Below are 13,973 nucleotides of genomic sequence, written 5' to 3' on the forward strand. Positions count from 1 at the left end.
ACCTAATGTAAGGAGCGGCTGACTGCAGCCGTGTGGTTGAAAGTGCTTTCGTCTGGGCCTTGCCCCTTTCCAGACACTCGGCGTCCCAGTGGCGCCGATTTTTTAGGGAATCTCCTATGGGATTTAGGATCCCGACAAGCCCTTCTGAAAACCGCCAATCTGGGAGGAATCGTCATGTTTCAAGTCAATGGGATGGCTGTCCACTGCTGTCCTCGTTACATAACAAGGAGGGGCCAATGAGTACGTCATCATCTTCCGGACCCTGGCCACTGCTTCTACTCGCCTGGTTGGTGGCGCTGCTGTCGAGTCTCTCCGCACTATTCATCGGAGAGGTCATGGGGCAGGCTCCCTGCGTACTGTGCTGGTTCCAGCGCACCTTTATGTTCCCGCTGGCGGTGATCCTGGCCATCGCCTGCTACCGCTCGGACTTCGCCATCTGGCGTTACGCTCTGCCGCTGGCCGGCATCGGCGCGGCACTGGCCTTCGCTCACACGCTGCTCTACGCCGGGCTGATTCCTCAGCCGATCCAGCCCTGCACGGCTACCGGTCCGTCCTGCTCGGGCGCCGGCATGACCATCTTCGGCGGCGTGCCGCTGCCGATGCTGGCCCTGTTTGCTTTCGTCCTTATCGCCATCCTGCTCCTCGTCATTCGCCGGAGAACTGCTCCATGAACCGCCGTACCCTGGTCATGATCATCAGCGTGGCGATCCTGGCCGTCTTCGCCGTGGCCGTATTCCTCTACTCGCAGACGACGCCGCCGCAACCGCCGCAGGTGGCCCAGGCGCCCGCCCAGATGCCGCCGGACGCGCCCAATGGCGGCAACCTGGTGCGCTTCCACTCGCCGGTGTTCGGCCCGGCACAGGCGCCGGTGACCATCGTCGAGTTCTTCGACCCCTCCTGCGAGGCGTGCCGTGCCTTCTACCCTCATGTGAAGAAGATCCTCGTCGAGAACCCCAGCGATGTGCGGCTGGTGCTGCGCTATGTACTGTTCCACCAGGGCTCCGAGGAAGTGACGCGCATGCTGGAGGCCGCGCGCAAGCAGAACCTCTACCCGCAGGTATTGGAGGCCGTGCTCGCCGCCCAGCCAGGCTGGCACGACGACCCCAAGGTGGCAGCAGCCTGGGTCGCCGCCGAGGGCGCCGGCCTGGATGTGGAGAAGGCCCGCGCTGACATGCACACGCCCGGCGTCGACGCCGTACTGGAGACGGATATGCAGGACGTCAAGACGGTGGGTATCCGGGGCACCCCGACCTTCTTCGTCAATGGCCGCGCGCTGAGCGAGTTCGGTCCCGAGCCGCTGCGCGATCTGGTTCGCAGCGAAGTAGCCAAGGCCAGGAACTGACACCAAGGGTGCGCTGATAGAGCTTACAGTCCACCTCCTGCCGGGCGTAGCGTAGGCACCCGGCGGGTGGTGCTGCCGGGATGGCACCGGCACTCGCTGGAGTGCTGTTTTCGCCCGCTACCAAACACAGACAGGTACAGGCTCTAGATACCCCTTACCAGCGCCGGGATGGCGCGCAGGTAGATCAGCTCACCGACCAGCTCCACCAGGGTCTGGGTTATCACCGCGGCCGCCGCCAGCCCACTGATCGGCTCGGGCAGTGCCAGTGCCAGTGGCAGTACCACCAGCGAGTTGCGAGTGGAGGTACTGAAGGCCACCGCCCGCGCTGCCGGCGCCGCCAGGCGGAACAGCCTGGCGCTGAACGCCCCGAGCGCAGGGGCGAGCAACATGAACGCGGCGTAGACCGGTAGCAGGGGGGCCAGCACTTCCAATTGCTGGGCCACCGCAGCGATCTGCGAACCGATCACGGTCACCAGTACCACTGCCATCGCCGGCACGGGCAGCCAGGCCCAGCCGGCGCTCCAGATGCGTACCGCCGCGGAGCGTCTCGCACTCAGCTCGGTGGCGACGGCCAGCCCCAAGGGCGCGACGATCAGCAACAGGAAGGCCTCGGCGAAGGGACGGATAGCTATCACCGTGTCCACCTGCGTGCCGAGCATGAGCTTCAGATAAACCGGCAGCATCAGCAGCTGGAGCAGCAGCAGGAGGGGCGTGGCGGCCAGTACCAGCCGCGAGTCGCCTTTGCCCAGGTGGGTGAATACCACCACGTAGTCGATGCAGGGCGTCAGCAGAACCAGCAGGGCTCCGACCAGCAGGGCCTTGTTGGTCGACAGCGGCAGGGTCAGAAGCCAGACCAGCAGCGGCACCAGCACGAAGTTGGCCAGCAGCAAGGCGCCGACGAAGCGTCGGTTGGCGAAGGCTTGCTGAAGTTCAAGGAATGGAATCTGCATGAACATGGCATACATCAACACGGCAATCGCCGGCGTGATAGCCATTGCCGCCAGATCAGCCATATCTTCGGAGGTCAGACCTGCAGCAGCCGCGATGGCTACGGCGACGAAATACAAGTCTATCTGGTTATGCTCCAGCCAGTCTCGCAACATCCTCAATCCCCTCCTGTTTGTGGTGCAGGCATTCTCGCACCTTGAAAGGCGTTATTTCTGGGCTGAGGTGTTTTCAAGCGGCAAGAGACAATTCAGATAAAGCAGAAGATAGGCGTGACAGAGTTTTTGATCGATTACGGCCGCCACTCATCTGTCCGGATGAGCCATACCCTATCAGGACACTCAGGAAGCTGGCTCCCGTGCGTCTTGATAGGGTCGTTTTCTACATTGTTTGACATGTGTCTGGCAGCTCTATAGGGTTCATCCATACACAATCACCCTGGAGGCTGTATGCACGGACAGCGGATCGGCTACATCCGGGTCAGCACCCTCGACCAAAACCCGGATCGCCAGCTCGAAGGCGCCCAGGTGAGCAAGGTGTTCACCGACAAGGCCTCCGGCAAGGACACCCAGCGTCCCCAGCTCGACGCGCTGCTCGGCTACGTCCGCGATGGCGACACCCTGGTGGTGCACAGCATGGATCGCCTCGCCCGTAATCTGGACGATCTGCGTCGCTTGGTGCAGCAGCTCACCGGCCGCGGCGTGCGGATCGAGTTCGTGAAGGAGGGGCTGACCTTTACCGGCGAAGACTCGCCAATGGCCAACCTGCTGCTGTCGGTGATGGGGGCCTTCGCCGAGTTCGAGCGCGAGCTGATCCGCGAGCGGCAACGCGAAGGAATCGCTCTGGCCAAGCAGCGCGGCGCCTACCGCGGCCGAAAGCCAGCCTTGAACAGCAAGCAGGTCGCCGAGCTGCGCCGTCGCGCCGAAGCTCGCGAGCCGAAGGCTGCCCTGGCCCGCGAGTTCGGCATCAGCCGGGCCACCCTCTACGAATACCTGCGCGCCGGCGAGTAGCCGGCCGTTTCCGATTTGATTTCGTTACAAAACCAAAGGAGTGAACATGTCCAAACTGGCCGAATTTCGCCGTGCCGAGCGTGAACTGCAGAAACAGATGGCTCTGCTGGAGCAACTGCAGGCCGACGCCAGTCTGCAGCGCGAAATGAAGTTCGAAGAGAAGCTGAAGGCGCTGATGGCGGACTACGGTATGGGGCTGGCGAAGGTTGTCGCCATCCTCAATCCGCAGCCGGTCGAGCTTGAGCCGGTCGCGTCGGAGGTCGTGAAGCAGCGCCGTCCTCGCCAGGTGAAGGTCTATGTCCAGCCCGTCACTGGCAAGCGCATCGAAACCAAGAGCGGGAACCATGCCCTGCTCAAGGCCTGGAAGGCGGAGTTCGGGGCTGAGGTCGTCGAGGGGTGGCGGCAGGACTGATGGTGAGTCTTGGTGGGTAAACTAATGGGTCTACCTACCAAGGCAATTGCTGAGTATCTGACTGCACACCTAGGCTGAGCTCTGTGCGGCTGACTTGGGGGGAGCCTCCCTCTGGCTGAGTTCAGTGCGAATACGGGAGAAAAGCTCATCCAGCGTGAGCTTCTCATCCATGAGCAGGTAGCAGTCAGCAAGGATCGTCAGGGGATGCACGTCCATGGCAGAGGCTATAGCGTCGAGCTTTTCAAGTGTCGGCCTTTTGGCGCCGCCCTCCAGCATGCTCAGGTAGGTCTGGCTGCTGACGCCTGCCAGGTCCTCTTGGCTGAGCTGCTTGGATTTCCTTGCCCTTCTCAGGGCCATGCCGAGCGCCGTCTTCAGCTCCATCTTTTTCATCATCCCCGGAAAAGAGATGATGAAGCCGTCTTGAACGTCGGATCGCCATTAACTATAGTTAATATTTTTGCAGGAAAAGCTATGTTCATGACGTATCGACACGCGGAGCTGCCTTTGGGCACGCTTTTTGGTGACACCCGCGTGCAGCATTGGCAGTTCGTCGAGCAAGACGTCCACTGGCCGTGGTTTTACATAGAGTTCATACGGGAAGTGGGTGACGACAGGATAAGCAGCATGCTGATGATTCCGTCGGTGCCAGCGCTTCAGCGCTTGCTCGACGAGCAAGACGATTGCTCTTGGTTGGCACAGGCATTGCTGGTCACGCCTGCTCATTTGAATGGCAGTCAGCGCTGGATGATGGAGCCGGTGGAAGAGGTGAATGTGGCTTTGGATGAGGACAGCCAGCTGGGGTATGTTTTTAAGGTTGAGGGTGGGCACTGCTACAGTACCCACCCTAGCGCGCAAAGAAACAATTTGCGGACCTCTCATACTATTTTCTCAGCGGACAAGCACCTGCGCAGATAATTGTGGGATCACGGGGTTGTCATGGAAGAGTTCCGTCATCAGGTCGAGAAGATTGATCGCTCGGCAGCCGAGCAGAGCAGATTTCTTGATCATTGCATCGCGCACGGTCGAGAGCTGACCATTTTTCTTGAGTCAGGTGTGCAGTTCATCGGTGTGGTGCGATCCCATGATCGGAAGTCTCTCTTGCTTGGCGGTCGCAGTCGGAACAAGGAGCCTCGGATGATCTTTAAAAGCAGCATCGCATACATTCGAGCTGCCGAGGATCTCGATCTTTTTCTGCGCTACAGGGGGATGGGAACCGCTCTGCAGAGAAGGCGGAAGCGTCGTATTGCAATCGTCAAGCCATCTAGGTCAGTGGGTTAAGTTTTTTCTCAGTCACAGCCTGAGGAAATCCGGTATTGATCTGGTGAGGGCGGTGCTAGGTGTGTCGATGGATCAGGTAATGGTTGATATCCTGCTGCGGAGCTTTGATGGTCATGTAACCTGTCGGCGATATCTATTCTGTCTTCAGGCTGCGAAATAATAGATCCAACAGGGTGCTGTCCCAGCAGTTGTTGTGCTGATTCATGCTCTGCTCCATCCGCTAGCGGCACGGCTGCTGCCAGCTCAGGTGGCTGCAATATTGGCTGCCTATCTGAGATGAGCATCACCTGTTACGGCGCGTAGAGCGCATTGATCGCCAGCTCCTTATCAGGCTTGGCGGAGAGCGCCCAGTCGACAGCTCGGCGAGCGTTTAAACCCCAAAGTACCGCCAGCTAATGCCACCGGGCTTGCGTCTATACTTTGGTGGAGTCGCTACATCACGCCTGATTTGGTAGCGCGACATCAGGCTAGAATTCAGCAGGTTCGAAATATAGAGGCGCGCGACTGTGGCCTGCTTGTTATCGCAGGCCCTGTTGCTTTTTGATGAGGCACGCCTCAAGCATCATGCCCATGATGCTGCAGCTGCCAGAAGCAGCACGGTTTTCACTGAAAAGTTGGTTGATTTGGCTTCACCCACTTTCAGGGAAACCCAGTTAACCCTGCATGGCGCTTTTCAAATACTACCGGGCTAGTTCTATTCAGGGGCGAATGCCGTCGTCGAGCATTGTAGAAACGTTCGATGTAGTCGAAAACATTGGCTCGCACCTCGTCCCGTGTCGCCTACTGGCGGTGATGCCCCGCTCGATATTCAGCATCGAGAGAAGGTTCTACATGGCTGCATTGACCCAACAATCCTCCTTGCGGCTCATGCTGCATTTGATGCCCTGATCGGCCAGTAACCGCAGGAGGTTCTAGCTGACGTACTGATTGCCCTGGATCGGATTGATGGAGAAGCGGCAGTGGCACCGACTTGCCTCTTCGCCAATGGTCGTCATCAGAGCGTCGCTGACCAGTTGCGCCGTCATGCTGCCACTCATCGAGCAGCTCGCCACCCAGCGTTGATTCGGCGCCGGTCACTGCGAGCAGGTCGATGCCCTGGCATGGATGGAATTTGCACCCCACTTCAGATGAGTGCTCGTTTGAGGCGTGCTAGGATCCTTTGGCTTTTAGGATTTTATGAGGATTTTGCATGATTTGTTATTCGGTGGGTGTTTCGGATATTGAGGTTTCAGTTATTAATGATTATTGGCGTGGTCATTTTGGTACTAGGGCTGAGTTTTGTTTTAGGGTTGGGGATATAAGTCATTCCTACCGGCTTGGTGGGGCTCGGAGTGTAGCTAAGATTATTAGTAAGTCTTGCTTTGCGAAAAATTCAAATAAATTTGTGTGTGCTTGTTGTGGGGTTGTTGAGCCAGTTTCAAGCAGGGCGCAGCTTATTGAAAGGGTGAGGCTTCTTGAGTTTCGGTGCTCAGAGTGTCAGCGAGTGGCGCGAGAAGAATTGCTTGATCGGAGTGCTAAGGTTGTTGGGGAGTTCAAGAGGAGCAATCTTTTTCCTTTCGACTATATTGATAAGCTTGATGTTGTTGAGTCTGTCTTTCTTTTTTCCGTTGTTGCTGGTGGGGTGGACTTGCGTTTGCCGATAGCTCAGGGCGCTAATGAGATTTGTGTGACTGGAGTTCCGGCTATTGATTATAGCATCTTCAGTTCTTTGCTTGGAAAAAGGGTTTTTGCATTCATAGAATCACTTCCGCCAGAGGTGGAGTCTGCAAGCAAGTCAATGTGTGTGGCGGATAATGCATCAAGGAGTCGGGCGAGAAATTTTAGTGAAGTCTGTGTCTCGCCGGATGGTGTATACCGAGGTGTGTATATCTTGTGTCCGGCTGAGGGTTGTGATGCGGGGGGGCTTTTGAAGGTGCTGCATGCAAGAATTGCTCGGGATAGGCTATCTATCGAGGAGGTCACTCGCATGCGGCAAATAGTCACAGAGATGAAGCAGGCGGGTCTTTACGGATTGATTGGGGAGGTGGCAAGGGAGTTCAAATTGCAAATTGAAAATTCCTCTGCACTTCAGGCGTTACTTTTGCATCTGGCTGAAAGGTATAGCCCGACAAAATTATTTTATACATTTCATGCGCAGGCGGACAGGGTTATTGTTTATCAGCATAAGAAAGGGATTTATTCGTTTGCACAAAGGCACCTTTTCGCAAAGTTTCTCGGTAATTATATTGACTATATCGAGGAACATGGGTTGGAGTTAAAAAAGTCAAAATCGTTTCCTCCAAACGTAGGAGGGGCACCATTCGAGACATTTTTCTGTAATTTTTTTCTCGATGACCATTTTGATTGGAGCAGGCTCTCTGCGCGAGAGGTCGTCTCGAGGTGGTTAGAGAGGGTTCAAATTGGGGAGGAGATGCCGGCATTGCATAGTCAGAAGGGTGGCGGCAGATAGTATGTGCCAATAGTATATATACTATTGCCTGATAGCCTAGCTATGTAGGTCTGGTCGATTTTAGTATGTGCTCCGGGGTTCTTAAGAGCATTCGGCGTTCTCCGAACGGTCGCCCTGGGCGGCGGCCTCGCTCACCGCCTGGGTGACCTGTGGACGGCGCACGTTCCACAGTTCGTGCAGCTCGGCGCGCAGACGTGCCTCGCCCTCGGGAGTGATCAGCGGGGTGCCGGCGCTGCGCGGCGGACGGTAACGGCTCATCGGACGGGCATCCTGTAGGCAGTGGCAGGGTCAGACTTCACGCAGCACGGCGAGCGGGCTGGCGTCGAGTGCGCGGCGGGTGCCGAACAGGCCCGCGCCGCCGACCAGCAGGGCGCCGAGCGGCGGCAGGAGCAGGAGCATCGGGTGCGGCTGCCAGGCCAGGTCGAACGCCTGGCGGTAGAGCAGGGCGCTGATCAGCTCGCAGCCGACGGCGGCGAGCAGGCCGCTGCCGGCGCCGAGCACGGCGAATTCGCTGAGCCGGGCGCGCAGCAGCAGGCTCCGCTCGGCGCCGATGGCGCGCAGCAGCGCGCCCTGGCGGATGCGCTCGTCGAGGGTCGCCTGCAGGCCGGCGAACAGCACCACCAGTCCGGCGGCGAGGACGAACAGCAGCACGTATTCGACCGCCAGGGTGACCTGGGCAAGGATGCCGCGCAGCTGGGCGAGCACCGCGTCGATCTGCAGCAGGGTGACGGCGGGGAAGGCGCGCGCCAGCTCTACCAGCGCCTGCTCCGAGCGCGGCGGCAGATAGAAGCTGGTCAGGTAGGTGACCGGTTGGCCGGCGAGGCTCTGCGGGTCGAAGATCACGAAGAAGTTGGGCTGGAAGTTGTCCCAGTCGACGCTGCGCAGGCTGGCGACCCGCGCCTCGATGTCCTGGCCGGCGATGGTGAAACCGAGGCGATCGCCCGGCTGCACACCGAGGCTCTCGGCCAGCTTGGCCTCCACCGACACCGACGGGCCATGATCGGCCGGCAGCGTGTCCCACCACTGACCGGCGAGCAACTGGTTGCCGGCCGGCAGCTGCGCCGACCAGGTCAGGTTCAGGTCGCGGCGCACGGCACGCTCGCCGCGCGACTCCTCGCTCACCACCTCGCGCGCCGGCTGGCCGTTGATGGTCACCAGCCGCCCGGGCAGCATCGGGTAGAGACTGGCCGGCTGTGGCGACAGGGCAGCGATGTGCGCGGCGAAGGCGTCGCGCTCGGCCGGCAGGATGTTCAGGGCGAAGTGGTTGGGCGCCTGTTCGGGCAGCTGCGCCCGCCAGTTGTCGAGCAGTTCGCCGCGCAGCAGGGCCACCAGGGCCATGGCCAGCAGGATCAGGCCGAAGGCCAGCGACTGGCCGACCGCCGCCAGCGGGTGGCGCAGCAGCTGGCCGAGGCCCAGGCGCCAGGTCAGCCCGGCGTCGGCCAGCAGCCGGCGCAGGCCGCGCAGGGCCAGCAGCCACAGGCCGCCGAGCGCCAGGCAGGCGAGCAGGCCGCCGCCGAGCAGGGCGAGGGTCAGGCGGATATCCAGGCTCAGCCACCACATGATCAGACCCAGCGCGAGCAGGGCGATGGCGTACACCAGCCAGGTGGCCAGCGGTGGCGGCAGCAGGTCGCGGCGCAGCACGCGCAGCGGCGGCACCCGGCCCAGCGCGGCCAGCGGCGGCAGGGCGAAGCCGGCCAGCGCCACCAGGCCGGTGGCCATGCCGACCAGCGCCGGCTGCAGGCCGCCACCGGGGATCTGCGGCGGCAGCAGCCCGGCGAGCAGATGGAACAGGCCGAACTGCGCCAGAGCGCCGAGCAGGGCGCCGGCCAGGCTGGCGAGCAGGCCGAGCAGCAGCAGCTGCAGGCCGAACAGCAGCAGCGTCTCGCGGCGGGTCAGTCCGAAGCAGCGCAGCATGGCGCTGAGATCGAGACGGCGGCTGGCGAAGCGGGTCGCCGACAGGGCGACGGCGACGCCGGCGAGCAGCACGGCGGCCAGGCTGGCCAGGTTGAGGTAGCGCCCTGCGCGGTCGAGGGCGCCACCGACCTGGCGGTTGCCGTCGCGGGCGTCCTGCAGGCGCTGGTGGGCGGCGAGGCCGGGCTGCACGGTGCGGCGGTAGGCGGCGAGGGCCTCAGGCGCGCCGCGCCACAGTTCGCGGTAGCTGACCCGGCTGCCGGGCTGGACCACGCCGGTGGCGTCGAGGTCGGCGAGGTGGATCAGCACCCGCGGGGTCAGGCTGTAGAAGTCGCTGCTGCGGTCCGGTTCGTAGGTCAGCACCCGGGTCAGGCGCAGCATCTGGCGGCCGACCTCGATCGGGTCGCCGACCTTCAGGTCCAGCGCCGCCAGCAGGCGCGCCTCGGCCCAGGCTTCGCCCGGCGCCGGTCGACCGCCGGGCTCCTCGCTGGCGTAGGGCTGCGCGGCACTCTTCAGACGGCCGCGCAGCGGGTAGGCGTCGTCCACCGCCTTGACGCTGGCGAGCTGCACGCCCTGGTCGGTGGCGATCACGCTGGAGAACTCCACCGCGCGGGCGTGCTCCAGGCCCTGGCGGGTGCCGGCGGCGATCTGCTCGGGGCTGGCCGGCGCCGTGCCGCGCAGCACCAGGTCGGCGGCGAGGAACTCGCCGGCGCGCAGCAGCATGGCGGCATTGAGGCGGGCGCCGAAATAGCCGATGGCGCTGCTCGCCGCCACGGCGATCAGCAGGGCGAAGAACAGCACGCGCAGCTCGCCGCTGCGCGCTTCGCGCAGCAGCTGGCGCAGGGCGAGGCGCAGCAGTCGGGACAGCGGCAGGTTGCGCATGTCAGGCCTGCGCGGCGATCAGACGGCCGGCCTCCAGGCGGATCTGCTGGTGGCAGCGTGCGGCCAGGCGGGCGTCGTGGGTGACCAGCACCAGGGTGGTGCCGCGTTCGCGGTTGAGTTCGAAGAGCAGCTCGCTGATGCGTTCGCCGGTCTGGCTGTCGAGGTTGCCGGTGGGTTCGTCGGCGAACAGGATGTCCGGCTCGCCGACGAAGGCGCGGGCGATCGCCACCCGCTGCTGCTCGCCGCCGGAGAGCTGGCGCGGATAGTGGGAGAGGCGCTGGCCGAGGCCGACGCGCTCGAGCAGTTCGCGGGCGCAGGGGCGGGCGTCGTCGCGGCCTTCCAGCTCCAGCGGCAGCATGACGTTCTCCAGGGCGGTGAGGCTGTCGAGCAACTGGAACGACTGGAACACGAAGCCGACGTGCTCGGCACGCACCCGGGCGCGTTGGTCCTCGTCGAGCGTGGACAGGGCGTGGCCGGCGAGCAGCACCTCGCCGTCGCTGGGGCGGTCGAGGCCGGCGAGCAGGCCGAGCAGGGTCGACTTGCCCGAGCCGGAACGGCCGACGATGGCCAGGCTGTCGCCGCGGACGAGGTCCAGGCTGAGGTCGGCGAGGATGGTCAGCTCGCCTTCCGCGCTGCGGACCACTTTGCTAAGGTTACGCGCGACTAGAATGCTTGCGTTCATGGAGAGTCAGATGCGTCCTTGGTTGTTGAGCGGCTGCCTGGGTCTGCTGTTGCTGGTGCAGAATGCGGCGGCGGGAACCCTGCTGGTCGTCGGCGATAGTATCAGCGCGGCTTTTGGCCTGGAAACCCGCCAGGGCTGGGTCAGCCTGCTCGCCGAGCGTCTGCAGCGCGAGGCGCCGCAATGGCAGGTGGTGAACGCTTCGGTGAGTGGCGACACCAGTGCCGGCGGTCTGGCGCGCCTGCCGGCGCTGCTCGAGGACCACCGGCCGCAACTGGTGCTGATCGAGCTGGGCGGCAACGACGGCCTGCGTGGCCAGCCGCCGGCGCGATTGCAACAGAATCTTGCCGGAATGATCGCCCGCAGTCGCGAGGCCGGCGCGCAGGTGGTGCTGCTGGGCATGAGGCTGCCGCCCAACTACGGCCAGCGCTATGCCAGCGCCTTCGAGCAGGTTTACCTCGATCTGGCGCAGAAGAAGGAGGTGCCGCTGGTGCCGTTCTTCCTGGAGGGCGTCGGCGGGGTCGCCGGCCTGATGCAGGCCGACGGTATCCATCCGGCGGCCGAGGCCCAGCCGATCCTGCTGGAAAATCTCTGGCCGACGCTGCGGCCGCTGCTTTAGTGCTTTTCCCGTTCGAGGCTTTCGGCTAAGGTTGCGCGCCGCGCCGCCCCGGAGCCCCCTGATGTCGCGCCAGCCCTGGTCCCTCTATGCCTACCGGCTGCTCGTTCCCGCCGAGCAGCTGGACCTGTTCGCCTGTCAGGAGGTGCGCATGCATCTGGTTGCCCGGCAGCTGGAGCTGGACGATCCGGGCGACCATACCCTGTGCGGCAGCCTGCTGCCGGCACAGCCGTTGTGGGAGGAGCTGGACAGGGCCACCCTGAAGGACCGCCGGCTGTGTTCGGTCTGTCTGCAGCGTCTGCGCGCCGATCGCCGCGGCCTGCCGCGGGACTGGCCGGTGCGCTGAATTTTCCCCGGCGTCGGTTGTCGATGTACAATAATTGACCATCAACTCTGCTCAGGTACTCTCGATGTTCTCGCGTGTCCTTGCCGTTCGTCCCATGCTGGCCAGCCTGGCCGCATTGCTGCTGGCCGCGCCCGCCGGCGCACTGGAGCTGCCCCTGCCGCCGCCCGGGGAGGATGTCGTCGGCCAGGTACGGGTGATCAAGGCCAAGTACGAGGATACCTTCGCCGACATCGCCACGGCCAACGATCTGGGCTACCTGGAGATGGTCGCCGCCAATCCGGGGGTCGATCCGTGGCTGCCCGGCGTGGGCACCGAGATCATCCTGCCCACCCGCTACATCCTGCCGCCCGGTCCGCGCGAGGGCATCGTCATCAACCTCGCGGAGTACCGCATGTACTACTTCCCCAAGGGGCAGAACGTGGTGCATACCTACCCGCTGGGCATCGGTCGCGAAGGCTGGGGTTCGCCCATCGCCAACACCACCATCACCGCCAAGATGCCGAATCCGACCTGGACGCCGCCGGCCTCCATCCGCGCCGAGCATGCCGCCGAGGGCGACATCCTGCCGGCGGTGGTGCCGGCCGGGCCGGACAATCCGCTGGGGCCGTTCAAGTTCACCCTGGGCACGCCGGGTTACCTGATCCACGGCTCGAACAAGAAGTTCGGCATCGGCATGCGCGTCAGCCATGGTTGCTTCCGCATGCTCAACAACAATGTGCTGGAACTGGCGAAGATGGCTCCGGTCGGCACGTCGGTGCGCATCATCAACGAGCCCTACAAGTTCGGTGTGGCCGGCGGCAAGGTCTATCTCGAGGCGCACACTCCGCTTGACGATCATGGCGAGCCGTCGGTGGTCGACAAGCATACCGAGGTGATCAATACCCTGCTCAAGCGTGACGATCTCAGGGACAGCATGCGCCTGGACTGGGAGGTGGTGCGCGAGGTGGTGGCCGCCGAGGATGGTCTGCCAGTGGAGATCGCCCTGTCGCGCGAGGAAGTAGCCAGCGCGGCGACGCACTGAGCAGGCCGTCGCTGGCTGGAAAAACCCGCTGCAGTCAGGCTGCAGCGGGTTTTTTATTGTCCGTGGGGCTGCCAGGGGAAAGTGGCGGACAATAAAAAAGCCGACCCTCGCGGGTCGGCTTCTGCAAATGCAAGGTCTGGAGACCTATTACTTGCGGCTGGCTTTTTCCAGCATGCGCAGAGCGCGCTCGTTGGCTTCGTCAGCGGTCTGCTGAGCCTTCTGAGCGGCAGCCAGAGCCTCGTCGGCCTTGCGGTAGGCTTCGTCGGCACGAGCCTGAGCGCGGGCAGCGGCGTCTTCGGTGGCGGTCAGACGAGCTTCGGTTTCCTTGGACATGCTGCTGCAACCGGTAGCCAGGATGGCGGCCAGGGTCAGAGCGGAAATTTTCAGAACGTTGTTCATCGTGTTCCCCTTTGGGTGGACTTCCGTAATGCAATTTCCCTCTCGGGAAATCGGCTGGGTTATATAGTACGCATTACTTTTAGTAAGTAAACGTGTCTCGCGCAAGTCACGGGGAATTTTTTGTCCTGCGTGGCATTTGGTCTGTCGTTTGTTTAAAAAATAATCGCTCCCGGTCGTTGGCGGCGGGCACTTGGCGGTCTGGGACCGGTCAAATTCAGGATTGACCGCTGAGGCGGTCGCAGGGCTTGGCTGCGACACGGATTTTGGACAGGGCCGGGTAGGCTTTGCTAATGTCTTGAGTTCAGACAGACAGTTTCATGGTCGCCGCAATCAGCGACGGCGGACGAGTTGGGCGAGGGGAGAACCGTGATGAGTGAGTCACTGTCCATTCGGCATGATCAGGCATGCAAGCAGTTCGAGGTGACGGTGGATGGCTGCCGGGCCTACCTGTCCTACATGGATCTGGGCAAACAGACCATCGACATCTATCGCACCTTCGTGCCCGATGCCCTGCGCGGGCGCGGCGTGGCTGCGGCGCTGACCGAGCAGGCGCTGCAGTACGCCGAGGACAAGGGCTATACGGTGATACCGTCCTGCTCCTACGTGGAGCGCTACATGGAGCGGCGCCAGCGCAATCGCGGCCTGGAGGCGCAGGCTCAGGAGTGAAGCGTCCGCACACAAAA

General features: G+C 62.6%; 17 protein-coding genes and 1 pseudogene. 11 read left to right on the top strand and 7 right to left on the bottom strand.

Features of this window, described 5'->3' with window-relative positions:
* Positions 1 to 236: 236 nt before the first annotated feature.
* Positions 237 to 671, top strand: a complete 435-nt coding sequence (locus SK095_RS01650) for a disulfide bond formation protein B (RefSeq protein ID WP_090212130.1) — start codon at positions 237 to 239, stop codon at positions 669 to 671.
* Positions 668 to 1,342, top strand: a complete 675-nt coding sequence (locus SK095_RS01655) for a DsbA family protein (RefSeq protein WP_090212132.1) — start codon at positions 668 to 670, stop codon at positions 1,340 to 1,342. Before SK095_RS01650 ends, SK095_RS01655 begins: the two co-directional genes overlap by 4 nt.
* Positions 1,343 to 1,485: 143 nt before the next feature.
* On the opposite strand, the gene SK095_RS01660 is transcribed toward SK095_RS01655, so the two are convergent.
* Positions 1,486 to 2,445: an arsenic resistance protein gene (locus SK095_RS01660; RefSeq protein WP_320547638.1), complete on the bottom strand. Its 960-nt coding sequence runs from the start codon at positions 2,443 to 2,445 to the stop codon at positions 1,486 to 1,488.
* Between the two features lie 291 nt (positions 2,446 to 2,736).
* Here SK095_RS01660 and SK095_RS01665 point away from each other — a divergent pair, with 291 nt between their 5' ends.
* Both SK095_RS01665 and SK095_RS01670 read left to right on the top strand, forming a co-directional pair.
* Positions 2,737 to 3,297, top strand: a complete 561-nt coding sequence (locus tag SK095_RS01665; protein ID WP_201487058.1) for a recombinase family protein — start codon at positions 2,737 to 2,739, stop codon at positions 3,295 to 3,297.
* A 46-nt stretch (positions 3,298 to 3,343) separates the two neighbouring features.
* A complete protein-coding gene (locus tag SK095_RS01670; RefSeq protein ID WP_201487060.1) occupies positions 3,344 to 3,709 on the top strand; it encodes a histone-like nucleoid-structuring protein, MvaT/MvaU family in 366 nt (121 codons plus the stop codon).
* A 69-nt stretch (positions 3,710 to 3,778) separates the two neighbouring features.
* On the opposite strand, the gene SK095_RS01675 is transcribed toward SK095_RS01670, so the two are convergent.
* Positions 3,779 to 4,090 carry a helix-turn-helix domain-containing protein gene (locus SK095_RS01675; RefSeq protein ID WP_201487062.1) on the bottom strand — a complete coding sequence of 104 codons (312 nt, stop codon included), beginning with the start codon at positions 4,088 to 4,090 and terminating at the stop codon, positions 3,779 to 3,781.
* Between the two features lie 90 nt (positions 4,091 to 4,180).
* On the opposite strand from SK095_RS01675, the gene SK095_RS01680 reads away from it, so the two are divergent.
* A complete protein-coding gene (locus tag SK095_RS01680; RefSeq protein ID WP_201487064.1) occupies positions 4,181 to 4,624 on the top strand; it encodes a hypothetical protein in 444 nt (147 codons plus the stop codon).
* Positions 4,625 to 4,645: 21 nt separating this feature from the next.
* Complete coding sequence (locus SK095_RS01685) at positions 4,646 to 4,987, top strand: RNA chaperone Hfq (RefSeq protein ID WP_201487066.1); 342 nt, start codon at positions 4,646 to 4,648, stop codon at positions 4,985 to 4,987.
* 639 nt (positions 4,988 to 5,626) lie between these two features.
* On the opposite strand, the gene SK095_RS01690 is transcribed toward SK095_RS01685, so the two are convergent.
* Positions 5,627 to 5,752, bottom strand: coding sequence for an IS3 family transposase (locus SK095_RS01690; protein WP_414153867.1), 126 nt, complete (start codon positions 5,750 to 5,752; stop codon positions 5,627 to 5,629).
* A gap of 424 nt (positions 5,753 to 6,176) precedes the next feature.
* On the opposite strand from SK095_RS01690, the gene SK095_RS01695 reads away from it, so the two are divergent.
* Positions 6,177 to 7,436 carry a hypothetical protein gene (locus SK095_RS01695; RefSeq protein WP_201486596.1) on the top strand — a complete coding sequence of 420 codons (1,260 nt, stop codon included), beginning with the start codon at positions 6,177 to 6,179 and terminating at the stop codon, positions 7,434 to 7,436.
* A 90-nt stretch (positions 7,437 to 7,526) separates the two neighbouring features.
* Here SK095_RS01695 and SK095_RS01700 read toward each other — a convergent pair.
* The 3 genes and pseudogenes from SK095_RS01700 to SK095_RS01710 all read right to left on the bottom strand — a co-directional run.
* Positions 7,527 to 7,694: pseudogene (locus SK095_RS01700) on the bottom strand (transcription elongation factor GreB); the annotation flags it as partial.
* 30 nt (positions 7,695 to 7,724) lie between these two features.
* The gene (locus tag SK095_RS01705; RefSeq protein WP_320547639.1) at positions 7,725 to 10,229 is read right to left on the bottom strand and encodes an ABC transporter permease; all 2,505 of its coding nucleotides are present in this window, start codon (positions 10,227 to 10,229) and stop codon (positions 7,725 to 7,727) included.
* A 1-nt stretch (position 10,230) separates the two neighbouring features.
* Positions 10,231 to 10,911, bottom strand: a complete 681-nt coding sequence (locus SK095_RS01710; RefSeq protein ID WP_320547640.1) for an ABC transporter ATP-binding protein — start codon at positions 10,909 to 10,911, stop codon at positions 10,231 to 10,233.
* A 10-nt stretch (positions 10,912 to 10,921) separates the two neighbouring features.
* On the opposite strand from SK095_RS01710, the gene SK095_RS01715 reads away from it, so the two are divergent.
* The 3 genes from SK095_RS01715 (at position 10,922) to SK095_RS01725 (ending at position 12,891) form a co-directional block, all read left to right on the top strand.
* Positions 10,922 to 11,527, top strand: a complete 606-nt coding sequence (locus tag SK095_RS01715; RefSeq protein WP_201486593.1) for an arylesterase — start codon at positions 10,922 to 10,924, stop codon at positions 11,525 to 11,527.
* Positions 11,528 to 11,588: 61 nt separating this feature from the next.
* Positions 11,589 to 11,870: a hypothetical protein gene (locus SK095_RS01720; protein WP_136489016.1), complete on the top strand. Its 282-nt coding sequence runs from the start codon at positions 11,589 to 11,591 to the stop codon at positions 11,868 to 11,870.
* A 64-nt stretch (positions 11,871 to 11,934) separates the two neighbouring features.
* Entirely contained in the window at positions 11,935 to 12,891 is a 957-nt protein-coding gene (locus tag SK095_RS01725; protein WP_372239866.1) for a L,D-transpeptidase family protein, read from the top strand.
* Positions 12,892 to 13,038: 147 nt separating this feature from the next.
* Here the strand turns inward: SK095_RS01725 and SK095_RS01730 are convergent, their stop codons facing one another.
* Complete coding sequence (locus SK095_RS01730) at positions 13,039 to 13,290, bottom strand: Lpp/OprI family alanine-zipper lipoprotein (protein ID WP_090348647.1); 252 nt, start codon at positions 13,288 to 13,290, stop codon at positions 13,039 to 13,041.
* A 369-nt stretch (positions 13,291 to 13,659) separates the two neighbouring features.
* Here SK095_RS01730 and SK095_RS01735 point away from each other — a divergent pair, with 369 nt between their 5' ends.
* Entirely contained in the window at positions 13,660 to 13,956 is a 297-nt protein-coding gene (locus SK095_RS01735; protein ID WP_136489015.1) for a GNAT family N-acetyltransferase, read from the top strand.
* Positions 13,957 to 13,973: the final 17 nt, after the last annotated feature.

The organism is Pseudomonas sp. AN-1, assembly GCF_034057115.1.
GTDB lineage: Bacteria > Pseudomonadota > Gammaproteobacteria > Pseudomonadales > Pseudomonadaceae > Geopseudomonas.